This window comes from Fictibacillus halophilus, from assembly GCF_016401385.1.
In the GTDB taxonomy this organism is placed as follows: domain Bacteria; phylum Bacillota; class Bacilli; order Bacillales; family Fictibacillaceae; genus Fictibacillus; species Fictibacillus halophilus.
The window spans coordinates 2,847,890-2,862,596 of record NZ_JAEACF010000001.1 but is presented as its reverse complement, the minus strand read 5'-3'; the positions used below and the strand labels follow the sequence as shown (position 1 = coordinate 2,862,596).

At 40.6% G+C, this 14,707-nt stretch carries 13 protein-coding genes; 10 read left to right on the top strand and 3 right to left on the bottom strand.

Annotation, left to right across the window (positions count from 1 at the left end; all coding sequences use genetic code 11):
* Nucleotides 1–84: 84 nt before the first annotated feature.
* Nucleotides 85–297, top strand: a complete 213-nt coding sequence (locus I5J82_RS14705; RefSeq protein WP_198768470.1) for a hypothetical protein — start codon at nucleotides 85–87, stop codon at nucleotides 295–297.
* A gap of 13 nt (nucleotides 298–310) precedes the next feature.
* On the top strand, nucleotides 311–727 hold the full coding sequence (locus I5J82_RS14700; RefSeq protein ID WP_198768469.1) for a hypothetical protein: 417 nt from the start codon (nucleotides 311–313) through the stop codon (nucleotides 725–727).
* Nucleotides 728–806: 79 nt separating this feature from the next.
* Here I5J82_RS14700 and bglX read toward each other — a convergent pair whose 3' ends face one another.
* The gene (gene bglX, locus I5J82_RS14695; protein ID WP_198768468.1) at nucleotides 807–2,978 is read right to left on the bottom strand and encodes a beta-glucosidase BglX; all 2,172 of its coding nucleotides are present in this window, start codon (nucleotides 2,976–2,978) and stop codon (nucleotides 807–809) included.
* Nucleotides 2,979–3,294: 316 nt separating this feature from the next.
* Between bglX and I5J82_RS14690 the strand changes: the two genes are divergently transcribed.
* The gene (locus I5J82_RS14690) at nucleotides 3,295–3,834 is read left to right on the top strand and encodes a sigma-70 family RNA polymerase sigma factor (RefSeq protein ID WP_198768467.1); all 540 of its coding nucleotides are present in this window, start codon (nucleotides 3,295–3,297) and stop codon (nucleotides 3,832–3,834) included.
* A gap of 11 nt (nucleotides 3,835–3,845) precedes the next feature.
* Nucleotides 3,846–4,832, top strand: coding sequence for a DUF4179 domain-containing protein (locus I5J82_RS14685; protein WP_198768466.1), 987 nt, complete (start codon nucleotides 3,846–3,848; stop codon nucleotides 4,830–4,832).
* 51 nt (nucleotides 4,833–4,883) lie between these two features.
* Here I5J82_RS14685 and I5J82_RS14680 read toward each other — a convergent pair whose 3' ends face one another.
* On the bottom strand, nucleotides 4,884–5,111 hold the full coding sequence (locus tag I5J82_RS14680) for a group-specific protein (RefSeq protein WP_144697689.1): 228 nt from the start codon (nucleotides 5,109–5,111) through the stop codon (nucleotides 4,884–4,886).
* A gap of 130 nt (nucleotides 5,112–5,241) precedes the next feature.
* Here I5J82_RS14680 and I5J82_RS14675 point away from each other — a divergent pair, with 130 nt between their 5' ends.
* Complete coding sequence (locus I5J82_RS14675) at nucleotides 5,242–5,766, top strand: type 1 glutamine amidotransferase domain-containing protein (protein ID WP_198768465.1); 525 nt, start codon at nucleotides 5,242–5,244, stop codon at nucleotides 5,764–5,766.
* A gap of 50 nt (nucleotides 5,767–5,816) precedes the next feature.
* Here I5J82_RS14675 and I5J82_RS14670 read toward each other — a convergent pair whose 3' ends face one another.
* Nucleotides 5,817–7,088 carry a helix-turn-helix domain-containing protein gene (locus tag I5J82_RS14670; protein ID WP_198768464.1) on the bottom strand — a complete coding sequence of 424 codons (1,272 nt, stop codon included), beginning with the start codon at nucleotides 7,086–7,088 and terminating at the stop codon, nucleotides 5,817–5,819.
* 209 nt (nucleotides 7,089–7,297) lie between these two features.
* Between I5J82_RS14670 and I5J82_RS14665 the strand changes: the two genes are divergently transcribed.
* The 5 genes from I5J82_RS14665 to I5J82_RS14645 all read left to right on the top strand — a co-directional run bounded on the left by I5J82_RS14665 (nucleotide 7,298) and on the right by I5J82_RS14645 (nucleotide 14,478).
* A complete protein-coding gene (locus I5J82_RS14665; protein ID WP_198768463.1) occupies nucleotides 7,298–8,236 on the top strand; it encodes an ABC transporter permease subunit in 939 nt (312 codons plus the stop codon).
* Nucleotides 8,233–9,270, top strand: a complete 1,038-nt coding sequence (locus I5J82_RS14660; RefSeq protein WP_198768462.1) for an ABC transporter permease subunit — start codon at nucleotides 8,233–8,235, stop codon at nucleotides 9,268–9,270. Before I5J82_RS14665 ends, I5J82_RS14660 begins: the two co-directional genes overlap by 4 nt.
* A gap of 127 nt (nucleotides 9,271–9,397) precedes the next feature.
* Nucleotides 9,398–10,909 (top strand): argininosuccinate lyase, encoded by a 1,512-nt coding sequence (argH, locus tag I5J82_RS14655; RefSeq protein WP_198768461.1) that lies wholly within the window; start codon nucleotides 9,398–9,400, stop codon nucleotides 10,907–10,909.
* 104 nt (nucleotides 10,910–11,013) lie between these two features.
* Nucleotides 11,014–12,327 carry a C40 family peptidase gene (locus tag I5J82_RS14650; RefSeq protein ID WP_198768460.1) on the top strand — a complete coding sequence of 438 codons (1,314 nt, stop codon included), beginning with the start codon at nucleotides 11,014–11,016 and terminating at the stop codon, nucleotides 12,325–12,327.
* A 138-nt stretch (nucleotides 12,328–12,465) separates the two neighbouring features.
* A complete protein-coding gene (locus I5J82_RS14645) occupies nucleotides 12,466–14,478 on the top strand; it encodes a penicillin-binding transpeptidase domain-containing protein (protein WP_198768459.1) in 2,013 nt (670 codons plus the stop codon).
* The last annotated feature ends 229 nt before the right edge of the window (nucleotides 14,479–14,707 follow it).

Genomic DNA, 14,707 nt, shown 5'->3' with positions numbered 1-14,707 from the left:
GTAGTAAAAAGACTTTGGGAGCTGTGTTTGGAAGCTCTCAAGGGCTTTTTTTGTTAAGCGGAGCTGTTTAGTTGGTGTTTCAGCTTGTTTGGAGTGTTTACCGGTGATGAAAGTGCATTTAGCGGTGATGAGGTCCTAGTTTCAGGTGGTCACGAAGGATTTACCGGTGGAAAAACGTACTTTACAGGTGGTCACACCCCAATTACCGGTGAACGCGTAATAAATATAAAAACACGTACCGTAAAACGAAGAAAAACATTTACTCTAGTCTCTTCTGTTGGTATAAATCACCTATAGAGAGGTGGAAAGAATGAAAGTACTTAAGCATAACAGCAAGTTAAGACGGAATAGTCTTGCTATTATTGGTTTAGTTATAATCCTTACTAGTTATTTTCAAGTGGATACATGGTGGACTTATGTATTAGGCTGTTTACTATTGCTGTGTATTCTTCAATATGAATCGAGCTTGGAACAGAGACGCTTTCTAAAATCCATCTGGTTTGTATATCTTGCGTGGTTCTTTCTTCTACTCGCAGGTGGGGCAGACCGGGACATGACAATAGAAGCGTTGGGCAACGTTGCTCTAATGGCAGGATTCTTTTTCCCGATATTTCTTCCCGTTATTTCTGTCATCCCTTATTTTCAAGTAAAATGGCTCCTGCCTTATGAAGTGAGGACATTCAGTCGAACAGCCAGTTACGTCTTTTTTGGATGGATGTTTTTTTGAATTGTTATTATTGGGTTCTTTTAGCTATAAATCGCATGAAAAAAAGAGGATCACCTCAAAAGGCGTCCTCTTAACCAATTTATTTTACCAACCTAAACGGAACACTCGCCACATCATGGCTGTTTTTCCCGATAAACATTGTAAACTTACCTGCATCACTCTTGAACTCAAGGTTCTCGTGGTGATAGCGAAGCATTTCTTCTGTGATCTCGAATGTAACTTCCTCGGACGCACCTGGTTCAAGAACAATCTTTCTATAACCTTTTAACTCTTTCACCGGACGAACAACATCACCCGCAATATCGCGGATATAGAGCTGAACTAGCTCTTCACCAGTAACATCGCCTGTATTCGTAACGGTTACAGAAGCTGTAATCGCCTCATCCTCTGTCAACACATCACTAGACAACTTCACATCGTCATACTTAAACTCTGTATAGCTCAACCCGAAACCGAACGGGAATAGAGGCTCGTTCGGAATGTCCAGATAATGAGACAGATAGCGCTCTTTATTTTCTGGAGTCGGTTGTGGACGACCTGTGTTAAAGTGGTTGTAATAAACCGGAACCTGACCTACTGAATACGGAAATGACATCGATAAACGACCAGACGGATTCACATCTCCGAATAAAAGATCAGCGATCGCAGCACCGGCTTCAGTACCTGGATACCAAGCTTCTAATACTGCATCCACTTGATCTACCACACCATGCAGGTCGAGCGGACGACCGTTAAAGAGTACCGTTACAATCGGCTTACCTAACTTTTTCATCTCTTGAATCAGTTGAAGCTGAGGCTCGGGCAGACGAATGTCAGCACGGCATCCCGCTTCACCACTCATGAATGAAGCTTCTCCAAGTGCGAGCACGATCACATCCGCATCACTCGCAACACGAACCGCTTTTTCCAGCTGCTCAGTTGTTACAGACTCAACCTCACAACCATCCGCAACGGTTAATAGAGATGGATCAGCTAACTTGTTTAACAATCCTGTATCTACTTTTACCACGTCATCAAACACACCTTGCCACGACCAAGGTCCCATCAGATCACCATTTGTAGCGAATGGACCGATCAGCGCTATCTTTTGCGTTGGTTTAAGGGGAAGAACGCCACCTTCATTTTTTAAAAGTACACACGATTTCGCAGCAAGTTCACGTGCTACATCACGGTGCTCCTCACACAGAATCACTTCTTCCGCACGCTTCTCATCTGCACCACGGTACGGATCTTCAAAAAGTCCAAGCTTCTGCTTCAACGTTAAAATACGTTCTACCGATTCATCAACGAGAGATTCCGATAACTTGCCGCTTTCCACAAGCTCTTTCACATGGTCCACGTAGCACGTGGTCATCATCTCGATGTCAACACCAGCTGTCAGTGCTTTGTATGCTGCTTCAGCTTCATCTTCAGCCACACCGTGCGGAAGCTGCTCTTTTACCGCACCCCAGTCTGAGATGATCACACCGTCAAAGCCCCACTCGTCACGAAGAAGGTCGCGCATCAGCTTCTTGTTTGCTGTTGCTGGAATACCGTCAACTGTATTGAACGCCGTCATCACCATCTCACAGCCTTCATCAAGCGCGGCTTTATAAGCCGGCAGGTAAGACTCGCGAAGCTGACGCTCAGACATGTTCACCGTATTGTAATCGCGTCCGCCTTCTGGAGCACCATATGCTGCAAAGTGCTTCACGCAAGCCGCAACACGGTCTTTGTCGTTCGTTAGATCTGTTCCTTGGAAACCACGAACGAACGCACGAGCGAACTCACTGTTCAAGAAACCATCTTCACCCGTTGATTCCATCACACGCCCCCAGCGTGGGTCACGAACAAGGTCGACCATTGGCGCGAACGTTACGTGAACACCTGAAACAGATGCTTCTTTTGCTGCGATCTCTGCACTTTTTTCAGCAAGTTCCATATCCCATGAACAGCCGATCGCAAGAGGTACCGGAAAGATAGTCTTAAAGCCATGTACGATATCAGCCATCATCAATAAAGGAATGCCATGACGGTTTTCTTTTAAATGTGCGTCTTGGATGTTGCGCGTTTCACGAGCTCCTGATCCACCGAGAACAGATCCCGTATTGCGAATCACGTCATCCGTAATCCCCATTTCCTGCATAGGACCTGTGATGAAGCCTTGATCAGATGAACCTTTAAAGAAAGGAGTAGCAAGCTGAACCAACTGGCTGATCTTTTCTTCTAATGTCATGTCTTGAATTAAGTGTTGCACGTTTTGCTTAAGCATAAAGAAAACCTCCTGGATATCGTTTAATGTGTATGGTCTGACGTAATCGAAACGTTTCGATAAACCTGATAACAAAAATTATAAGCGCTTTCATTTTGAGAGTCAATGGAAAATCGAAACGATTCACTATATTTGAGTAATCGTATTTCTTTTGAACATATATAGACAATTAATAAGGAAATAAAGGTATGCTTTATAGCGTAGTGATTCTTCCAAATGCTTACTTCCTTAACAAATTTTTTGATAAGTGATAGATTTCCCCCATTCATTTCGTAATACATAGTAGGTACCAATAATCAGCAGGAGGGGTGTACGATTGAAAGTTACAGAAGAAAATGTTGTACAACAATTAATAGATAAAAATGAAAATGCGATCTCTTTCATGATCCAGCAGTACGGTGGTCTTCTCACAGCAATCATCAAGCGTCATGTGAATTACCAGCAACAAGATTATGAAGAGTGCCTTGACGATGTTTTACTTTCCGTTTGGAACAATGTTCATTCCTTTGACCCAACGAAAAATACGTTCAAACAATGGATCGCAGCTGTAGCGAAATATAAAGCAATCGATTATGGGAGAAGACAGATCTCTCTACAAAAACAACAATTTTCAGTGCCGGACTTTACCGAATCCAACTTGCTGTCACAAAAGTCACGAGAAGAAATTCTCGTTGATGAGTTGCTTCAGCAGTTACCTCCCGGTGAACGACGGATTTTTGAAAAGTACTATTTAGAAGGAAACACGTCAAGTGAGATCGCTCATGAATATAACGAGAGAGAATCCTGGGTGTACAACAAGTTATCCCGGGGACGTAAAAAACTAAAAGGGTTTTTGTTTCAAAATAATGAAGCATGAGGAGTGAAGATATGACAATCTATCGCGAATTAAACGAAATGGATATAGATTTGAAACAATATGAAGAGCAAGACCTTTCTCATTTTGAAAAAAAGCAATGGGAAAAGCGAGTACTAAAGAAAGTAAAAAAACAAAAGCCATCGCAGGTAAAGAAGTATATGGGTGTAGCAGCGGCCATGCTCGTAGCGACGGGATTATCACTAAGTACAGGCATCGTATCTATAGCTAATATGCCATTTGTAGGTGAAACAATTGAAAAATATTTGAATCAAAACGAGAATCTTGATTTTTCTTCCTATAAAACAGCGATCGGGCAAACTGCTGAAAACGAGAAGGGGAAATTGACGTTGAACGAAGTGATGATCGATGGCGGACGATTACTCATAAGTTCGACCTATGAACCAGCAGACGGGATCGACTTTCATCATAAGATGCACCCTATGCCTAAAGTGAAGATGAACGGTAAAGACTTAACGTCCAGTACAGGCGGGCAATCGATAGAATTGAACAATTCCATGTTTACGGTTTACAACGAAGTTCAGTTAAAAGAGATCCCAATCGGGGAGAAGGTCCGATTTCATATCGAGTACGATCGCTTAGATTTAGAGATGAAAATGAATCAGCCGTGGGTGTTTGATATTGAAGTTCCCACCGAAAAGTTAGCAGCGGCGAGTAAAACGATCACGCTTGATCAAAAGATAAAACTTGAGAACGGACGCTTTATAAAACTAGAAAAAATGATCGTCACACCCATTTCCACCGTGCTGTATTATGACTGGCCAGGTGAAGAGAACCACATCGCGTTTAAAATTGTAAGTGGATCTGGAACTGAGATCTTGCCGGACACGGTTTCTGTTACACCGGAAGAATCTTATAACCGATTTAGTGCAATCGATATGGATTCGGAAAAATATTATGTAGTCCCATTTGAGCATTCAGCAAATCCGAGTGCAGATAAGCCGGGCAAATTACCAGAACAATCGATTCCTATTAATTAAATGATAAAAACACTTGGAGACGATTCCAAGTGTTTTTTGCTGCCATCACTCTTATTTTACTAATTCACTCAATTTGCCGTTTCGTTTCTCTCTTTCACTTTCATCCGCAAGGTCGTACTTTTTCAAAAGATGAAACACTTCATTTAAGTAGGTCTGATCACTATCATCAGATAATGAGTCGCCAACCTCCATTACGAGTTCACGCGGCATAAAAGCGGATTGTTCGGCAAGCTTTTGCTTCACATCTTCTAACGTGTGGTCGATCGTGCATTTGCCCATCTATAATCAGTCTCCCTCTATTTTCTATTAAAAAATCGTAACATACATTTCTGTTGAAGTGGAAGAATAGTGTCTCAGCTAGGATTCATGTTACGCTATTAGGGATATAAAAATAGTGGAGGTGTTAAACATGCGTTTAAAAGGTAAAAAAGTGCTCAGTCTTGTGCATCATGATTTTGAGGATTTGGAATTGTGGTATCCGATCTTGCGATTGCGTGAAGAAGGGGCGATCGTGGAACTTGTAGGAGAGAAAGCAGGAGAGACGTACATCGGAAAATACGGTGTTCCGGCTGATGCTGATTATGCGTTTGGTGATGTGAATGCTGGAGATTACGATGCAATCTTAGTACCGGGTGGTTGGGCACCGGACAAGCTGCGCCGTTTTCCAGAGGTGATCGAGATGGTTCAGCATATGGAGAATAACAAAAAGCCGATCGGCCAGATCTGTCATGCCGGCTGGGTTCTTGTTTCAGCAAAAGTTTTGCAAGGAAAGAAAGTAACAAGTACACCAGGAATTAAGGATGACATGGAAAACGCGGGCGCAACATGGATCGATGAACCTGTCGTAGTTGACGGTCACCTCGTTTCCAGCCGCCGTCCACCGGATCTACCGGATTATATGCGTGAGTTTGTTGCGGTTTTATCTCAAAACTAAAATCAAAGGCCAAGAAGAAGGATACTCCTTCCTTTCTTGGCCCATTTATTTTATAGGTCGGATAATATTTCTTTAGCTTCTTCAAACAATTCATCTTTTATAAAGTGTTTATTAACGTGCTTTTGTAGATCAAGCCTGCGATCGACATCTTCTGTTGAGTTTAACGCTTCTTTAAAAAAGGCAACACTTTGTAGCAATTCATTACGATTTTTGTAATTCTTATAGTTTTGCAAATGAAAGATTCCTTTTAACAACAAGCGGTCATAGCTATTGGTGATTGCTGTTTCTATGTTTTTCCACAATTCGTATGCTTTTACAAAGTCATCTTCTAATAGGCAATTTTTTATGATCTGAACATCACATTTAGTTCCTAGTTCGCTATTTAATAGGGAAAGATAAATTTGCTTAGCATTCATAAAATAATCAGTCGCTTTTGCAATACTCTCCTTTTCTCTATAAAGAAGACCAAGATTAAAGTAGACAGCAGCCAACTGTTCATTTTCATGATTAATGTTAAATATCTCTTCTGCATGTAAGTAGGAGTGAATCGCAAGGTCATAACTACTAAGATTTTTATATGTTATACCTAAAGTCATTTGAATTTCTCCTAATTTAAAGAGAGAGGAATGACTTTCTGCAGCTTCTAATGCTTTTTTTAAATAAAAGGCAGCCGATTGATACTCTTTTAAGTGGGTATGATATACACCCATATTTAAATTGGTTTCTACCTTAAGATTGTAATCTGAAGGAAATTGGTGAGTGTAGTATAAAGCAGATGAAAAGGATTTAAACGATTCCTCTATTTTTTTTAACCGAAACGAAATAATCCCCAAAAAATTGTACAGTTTCCCCAACTGATTAGAATATTGGTCCTCTAAGAGATCAATGGCTTTCCGAGTAATTATTTCAGCCTCATGATAGTCACCTTCAAACCATTTTAATCGAGCTTTTACCCAAAGGTATTTGCCTTTTTCATAGGTGTTCATTCTTTCAAGCCATTCTCCAGAAAGACTCTCAAATGCTTTTTTACCCTTATCTATCAGACTTTCATTTAAATAAGATTCGATGTTATCTAATAAGCTACTAATATTTAATTGTTCAAGAGCACTGTTCCGTTCACTTTGGCCGATGAGATAAGAAATAGAACAGTCTAATCGATGAGCTAATTTTTCTAATGTTTCAATGGAAGGACTAACCATACCTTTTTCAAGCTGACTGATAAAACTTCGATTAACAATTCCTTTAGAAAGCTCTTCTTGTGTCATTTTTTGAAGAGTTCTCATTTCTTTAATCTTAAGTCCAATTTGTGTGCTAATGTTCATGTTTTGCCTCCATTGATAAACGATCTACGTAACTTAGTATAATTTAAAAGTTATAATATTCCAAAAAAGTTTGAGAATTGTAAAAAAATGCAATAAAATAGAAAGTGATTGTAAGTAACTGTAACTGTTAGTTGGAATAACAATCCTGTATTTGAAAGGTAGATAATAACTAGAACGTTAAGTAGGCGAGGAAAAGGTGGGGGAGGAACATGAAAGTCGTCAAGCTTAGTGTAAATTTTCTGTTGCTGTGTATCAGTATTCTTATGGTAGGTTCTTTACCGTTTCTAATCTATGACATTGATAGGCAGCTTAAAGTACTTAAGATGATTGAGAATAACGAAATAGAAAACACCCTTTTTCTCTATGATTCTGTTCAATTTAATGTAGGGAGCTACTTTAATCATGTTAAAGAGATGTTGGGAAACATTTTCTCTATCCAAGACTTTCAATATTATAAATTCAAAGAGTATCACCCCGTTTTCCCAGAACTGAATCAGCTATATTTGATGTCGGTAAAATATTTAATAGCAGCCCTTTGTATAGGATTGATTCTGGCTGTAATTACTAGTTTCCTCACCATGCTATTACCAACACATCAAAGAGATAAAGTTAAGAAAGTGTTATTTGTGGTTGAATCACTTCCAGATATTTTTATTATTTTCCTCTTACAGTTTTTGATTATCTGGATTTATAAAAAAACAGATATTTTGTTGTTTCAGATCGTGAACGTTTTTGGTAAACCCGCATTTTTTCTGCCAGTACTTTGTTTGAGTATTCTTCCTTCTATATATATTACAAAGTATTTATTGATCTCATTAGAAGAAGAGGAAAAGCAATCCTATGTAGAGATGGCTAAAGGAAAAGGCTTATCTATGTATTACATCATATTTGTGCATATACTACGGAATGCCATATTCACTCTTCTCTTTCACTTTAAAACTATATTCTGGTTTTCACTATCAAACCTTTTTGTGCTAGAAATTATATTTAATATTCATGGAATTATGACACATATCAAAACTTACGGAAGTATGAATCCTGACCTTGTGACGGTAAGCATATTATTAATCTTTATCCCGTATTATTGTTTGTTTCATTTGGCTTCTGCCGTTATTTCCAAAAAGATAAAAGGAGATATGAGTCTATGAACAGACTATTGAAGGAGAAGTCATTTGTTTTTGGCTTTTTATTTTTATCAACGCTATTCGTCATGAGTTATGTTTACACCTATGGAATAAAAGATCCAAATGATAAACCTCAAGCTGTTCTTTATAATGAGGAGCAAGAGGTAGTGGCTCGAGCACCGTTTCCTCCTTCAGAAGATTTCCTTTTAGGCTCTGATAAAGAAGGGAAAAGTGTTCTAACAAACTTAATCGAAGGAGCGAAGTATACAGTCGGTTTAGCTATTCTATTAAGTTTAATACGAATCGTCCTCTCATTTATCCTAGGGTATATCTTCTATACGTTACCAAAGCTATTAAAAGACAAAATAGAGGTTCTATGTGATGCGTATCATTATGCACCTACTGCCATATTTGCCTACTTGTTACTCTCGCCGGCAATAATTGCATTTTCATGGTCTTATGATGAAAAAGTGAAATTATTACTCACAATAGGAGTCATTGTAGCATTGGCAATACCGATTCTATCTGTTTTAATCATGAGAGAAATTGAGCATGTATTTAGTAAGGAGTTTATTTCAAGCTGCAGACTGATCGGTGGAAGTTCAATGCACATTTTTCTAAAACACGTAACACCCTTTTTGATACCTAAAATTATCATATTGTTTGTTCAGCAAGTGGGACAAGTGTTAACCTTGTTTGCCCATCTAGCACTGCTGGATATTTTTATTGGTGGTGGAAAACAAGTTATCATGGAAATGGATTTAGAGGGTAACTTACTTATGGAGTCTTTCTCTCTATCATCTGAATGGGGTGGCTTGATTGGAAAGAGCTGGAACAGCTTTATGTCTTATCCTTGGATGCTGTTCGGCCCTATATTAGCCTTTACTTTAACGATTTTAGCTGTGAATTTTATGGCATCAGGTTTAATAAGATGGAACCAGAGAGAATATAATGTCCCTTCTAATAAAAAGAGTAAAAGCTCACCTTCTGTAATGAAGGCACCAAATGAACACGTAATTAGTTTTGATAAAGTGAAGTTAACAGAAAAAAGCGGATAACAGATTGAAGCGCCTTGAGGTATATCATAATACTGAAGGCGCTTTTTGTATATCTGCACATCTTCACCAATATCGTTCTCTAAAAATAAACTATAAGAAATGCCATAAATCTGGAGGGGTGGAATAAATGCCATCCAAAGACAATTTTATCAAACAAGAAGGCACGGAGTTCCCCGGCAAAACATACGTGGAACACTTACTGCGCCCGGTATTCAACGACCAAAGAGACTATCTTTTTAAACATATGTTTAACATCCACCGCGCACATGTTGTGATGCTATCTGAACAACGAATCTTAGATAAAAGTGATGCCGCGAAAATACTCAGAGGTGTAGAAGCTATAGCGAAGATCGACCCACAAACACTAACCTATGATCCACAATTCGAAGATCTATTCTTCATGATCGAGCACAAAATTAGTGAAGAAATCGGACCCGATCTTGCGGGCAGTATGCATATGGCGCGAAGCCGAAACGATATGGGAATCGCCATGTACCGTCTCGTGCTCCGAGAACACATCCTCACACTCACAGAAAGCGCACTTTTACTCGCAACAGCCCTTCTAGAAAAGATCGACGAACACGCGGAAACTGTCATGACCGCCTATACCCATACCCAGCCTGCACAACCAACAACTCTCGGACACTACTTAACCGCTGTGCTAGACATCCTTTTACGAGATATCGAACGTCTTCAATCTGCGTACGAAACAGTGAACTGTTCACCAATGGGAGCGGCAGCACTCTCCACAACGAGTTTTCCAATCGACCGCCATCGAGTTTGTGAACTGCTCGGTTTCTCCAAACTAATCGAGAACTCATACGACGCTGTTGCTGGTGCGGATTATCTGATAGAAACCGCGACGGCGGTGTTAACGTTGATGACGAACAGCGGACGTTGGATTGTAGACTTCCTTCAGCTCGTTACCCGTGAACATGGCATTATAAAAGTGGCAGATCCATACGTGCAGATTAGCTCAATCATGCCACAAAAACGAAATCCGGTTTCCATTGAGCATTCGCGGGCACTTGCCAGTTCATCAGCAGGAGAAGCACTCTCGGCAATCCACATGATCCACAACACACCGTTTGGCGATATCGTGGATACAGAAGACGATCTTCAACCACATTTATATAGAAGTTACGAAAAAGCGAACCGAGTGATGCACCTCATGCATGCGGTCATTCGAACGGTCGAAGTGAACAAAGAGATAGCACTTGCTCGTGCGAAAACATCTTGTATCACGGTTACAGAGCTTGCGGACTATTTAGCGAAAGAAAAGGGCGTGCCGTTTCGAGCGGCACACAAGATAGCAAGTACGATAGCTAAAAAGTGTTCATCAGAGAAAATAGAGCTTAACGAATTATCACTTCAAACAGTTCAACATATCTTGTCATCTCATCATCAACATCTATCTCTCACTAAAAAAGAATGGGAAGAAATCATTTGTCCCATCCAATTCGTGAAAAGGCGCAGCATTCAGGGTGGACCTAATCCGAATGAGGTGAGAAGGATGGCTAAAGAACGGCGTACTATGATAAATGATCTAGTAAAGGGTGTTGAGCAAAGGAAATCGACCCAAACTGTAGCAGAAAATAAGCTTCAATGTGCAATTCGTAGTCTAATAGAAGGAAATTAAAAAAAGCCAGCAGGCTTTTTTTCGTTTTATGTCGAAAGAACACTTAAATAAATATCCATAATTGCCGATATATGTAATAAACGGTATTTTTGAAGGAGGAGAACATGGAGAACACGGTTGTAAAACGGTTAGTGATGACTTCTGCGTTTGCTGGTGCATTTTTTGCTGTTCCTCTCGTTGGTGAAGCTGCCTTAGGTGATAACACACTGAAACCGGGGACAACGCATGCTGATGTTCAGCAACTGCAATCCATTTTAAAGCAAAAAGGATACTTTAAAGATTCACAAACAACAACGTACTTTGGACCGGTTACAAAAAAGGCAGTTATGGATTTTCAGAGAGCGAACGGACTCGTTGTAGATGGGATCGTGGGGAAAAATACGTATAGCAAGCTGTTGCAGAATTCGTTTCAAGAAACGGCCCCGAAACCAGCACCAAAGCCGATAACAGCAAAGCCGGTTCCATCAAAGCCAGCTGCATCAAACCCAGCGGCTAACACTTCTTCAAATGAGATGAAGCTGAACTCTACAGGACAAGCTGTCATGAAGCTTCAGCAAGACCTAAAGTTCCTTGGTTATTTTACATATTATAAAACGACCGATTATTATGGAACGATTACAACAGAAGCGGTGCGTAAATTTCAGATCAGTCAAAAGTTAAAAGCAACAGGTGTGGCTGATGCGAAAACGCAAGAATTGATTCTGAAATCTGTTGCGGCTAAAAAAGCACCTGCAGCTCCACCTGCACCAAAACCAACGCCGACTCCATCAAAACCGGCGACACCACCAGCTCCCAAACCCCAGCCAATCACTTCTAAAGAGTTGAAGTTTGGCACAACAGGGCCGGAAGTCAAACAGTTGCAAACACGCCTGAAAAATCTAGGCTTCTTTACATACCCGATGATCACGGACTATTTTGGGACAGTAACAGAAGATAGTGTTGAAGCGTTTCAAAAGGCACACGGCTTACCCGTAACAGGAATCGTAACCAAAACCGTTTTGGACAAGATGACTGAAGTGGAGAACAAAAAGCCAGAGCCCGTTAAAACGCCGAATGAAATTACGATAAACGTAATCGCGAACGCGGCAGAACTTATGGGAACGCCATACGTTTGGGCAGGATCGACTCCGAGCGGCTTTGACTGCAGTGGTTTTATTCAATATGTGTTTGCAAAAGAAGACGTTGCACTTCCAAGGACGGTTGCTCAGATGTGGAACGCCACAACGGCTGTTTCTAAGCCAGCCGTTGGCGATCTTGTATTCTTTGAGACATATGCCACTGGTCCATCACACCTTGGCATCTATTTAGGAAATGATCAGTTCGTTCATAGCGGATCGAGCACGGGCGTGACGATCAGCAATCTTACTTATAAGTATTGGCAAGACCGATATCTCGGTGCTAAGCGTATCAACTACTAATAATCTATCACCTTGTGCGTATCCTTATCTATACGCGCAAGGTGATTTTTTTATCATGTAGTTATCACACATTTATTACCAGATATTTTGCTATAATGATTAAACAACTGTTTAATGGTAGGGAAAGGAGTTCTGTTTTTGAAGAATGTTTATAAAATCCTCGTATTAGCAGCACTTTGTTTTGTATTTTTGACGGCGTGTTCTGAACCGCCAAAGCCTAAATCGACGGTGGAGAAGTATATGGCCGCGTGGCAGAAAAAAGATTTTGAGAGTATGTATGACATGCTAGATTCAAAGTCTAAGAAAGAAATCTCGAAAAAAGAATTCGTAGATCGTTATAAGACTATTTATGGTGGCATTGAAGCTGCAGATCTTAAGGTGAAAGCTTCTGGGAAAGTGAAACAAAATGAAAAAGAGGAAAAGAAAGCTCAATCCTCGTATTCTGTAAAAATGAACACACTTGCGGGTCCAGTGGACTACACGCATAACATAAAACTAAATCTAGAAGAAAAAGAAGATACAGAGAATTGGAGAGTCGAGTGGAATCCGTCACACATCTTCCCACAGATGAAGGAAGGAGATAGAATCTCAGCTTCATCCATCGCACCAAAGCGCGGAGCAATTCTAGATCGTGAAGGAAATCCGCTAGCTTTTAACGGAACAGCTTATGAGGTATCCATTGTTCCGCAAGAATTGCCGGAAGACCAAAGCAAGACAATCGTCCCACTCGCAAAAATTTTAGGCATGACACCAGAGGAAGTTCAGAAAAAACTGGACCAGCCTTGGGTTAAACCTGAATATAGCGTGCCGATTAAAAAGATGCAGACGGATAACCCAGATATTCAAAAAGCCGTCGCACTAGAAGGTGTGCAGTCACCGAAAGCTGAAACGAGACTATATCCGCTAGGAGAAGCGGCAGCCCATCTAACAGGTTACATCGCACAAGTGAACGCAGATGACCTGAAGAAGTTAGAAGGAAAAGGATATACCGCGCAAGATTTTGTCGGTAAAGCAGGGCTTGAGAAGTTATACGAAGAACAGCTTCGCGGTCAAGCGGGCGGTGTTATCAAAGTACTTACGAGTGAAAAAGAAGAAAAAGCGGTTGTCGCAGAGAATGAGGTCGTAAACGGTAAAGACGTGAAAACGACGATTGATAGCGGTGTGCAGAAGTCTATCTATGCTCAACTCAAAGGAGATGTTGGAACATCATCTGCCATCCACCCAACAACGGGGGAAATACTCGCACTCGTAAACAGCCCAGCTTATAACCCAAATGAGTACACGCTCGGAATGACAGAAGCAGTAAGTAAAAAATGGCGGGATAACCCGAAAAACCCTTCACTAAACCGTTTCGTATACACGTATGCACCTGGTTCAGTATTGAAACCAATCACGGCTGCAATCGGGATGGAGAACGGAACACTTAATCCGAGCGATGTAATGAACGTGAGCGGCAAGTCATGGCAAAAAGATAAATCATGGGGCAAGTATACGGTTACTCGTGTTAGTGCCGTGCCAAGTGTAAACCTTGAAAAGGCACTGATTTACTCAGACAATATTTACTTTGCGCAAGTCGCGCTGAAGATGGGGGAAGAACCGTTTGTGAACGGCTTGAAAAAATTTGGATTTGGTGAGGATTTGCCACTTGCGAATCCGTCCACGATCGGCGAAGAGGGAATGACCGAAGTCCAGCTCGCAGATAGCGGGTATGGGCAAGGTAAGGTTGAAATGAGTACGCTTCATCTCGGAATCTCGTATACGCCATTTTTGAATAACGGAAATCTTTTGAAACCGCAGATTCTTCAAGATGAAGCGGCAGGTCAACCGACTGTTTTGAAGGAAAATGTTATTTCTGAAGAAACAGCAGCAATCCTTCGCGATGATATGTCGAAAGTGGTCTCAAACCCAGCTGGAACGGCGCATGACGCATATATGGCGAAGCTGCCGCTTGCCGGGAAGACCGGGACAGCTGAACTCAAAGCCAGTAAAGAAGACAAAAACGGTATGGAGTTAGGCTGGTTTGTAGCTTACAATACCGAGAATCCGTCCCTCCTCGTTACGATGATGATTGAAGATGTGAAGGGAAGAGGCGGCAGTCACTATTTGGTGCCTAAGGTGAAGAAGGTTTTTGAAGAAAATGTTTCTCAATAACAATAATCTATAAGAAAATGATCAACTGCACAAATTATGCAGTTGGTCATTTTTAGTTGTTAGAACTTAATGAAAAACCGTTTAGGTTTAAAAACTAAGATTATTTGAAATATAGAAAAATGAGATAAGTTAATTAAGAACCAGATATAACCCAGAATAGCTTATTAAAATTTAAAGCTGAAAGATTATTAATTTGGCAAATGAATGATGAAAGCTTCTATTAAATATT

Bases quoted from the DNA above. Each gene is read 5' to 3' on its own strand.
- I5J82_RS14700 (WP_198768469.1), top strand. From the start codon at position 311: ATGAAAGTACTTAAGCATAACAGCAAGTTAAGACGGAATAGTCTTGCT.
- bglX (WP_198768468.1), bottom strand. From the start codon at position 2,978: ATGCTTAAGCAAAACGTGCAACACTTAATTCAAGACATGACATTAGAA.
- I5J82_RS14685 (WP_198768466.1), top strand. From the start codon at position 3,846: ATGACAATCTATCGCGAATTAAACGAAATGGATATAGATTTGAAACAA.
- I5J82_RS14680 (WP_144697689.1), bottom strand. From the start codon at position 5,111: ATGGGCAAATGCACGATCGACCACACGTTAGAAGATGTGAAGCAAAAG.
- I5J82_RS14675 (WP_198768465.1), top strand. From the start codon at position 5,242: ATGCGTTTAAAAGGTAAAAAAGTGCTCAGTCTTGTGCATCATGATTTT.
- I5J82_RS14670 (WP_198768464.1), bottom strand. From the start codon at position 7,088: ATGAACATTAGCACACAAATTGGACTTAAGATTAAAGAAATGAGAACT.
- I5J82_RS14665 (WP_198768463.1), top strand. From the start codon at position 7,298: ATGAAAGTCGTCAAGCTTAGTGTAAATTTTCTGTTGCTGTGTATCAGT.
- I5J82_RS14660 (WP_198768462.1), top strand. From the start codon at position 8,233: ATGAACAGACTATTGAAGGAGAAGTCATTTGTTTTTGGCTTTTTATTT.
- argH (WP_198768461.1), top strand. From the start codon at position 9,398: ATGCCATCCAAAGACAATTTTATCAAACAAGAAGGCACGGAGTTCCCC.
- I5J82_RS14650 (WP_198768460.1), top strand. From the start codon at position 11,014: ATGGAGAACACGGTTGTAAAACGGTTAGTGATGACTTCTGCGTTTGCT.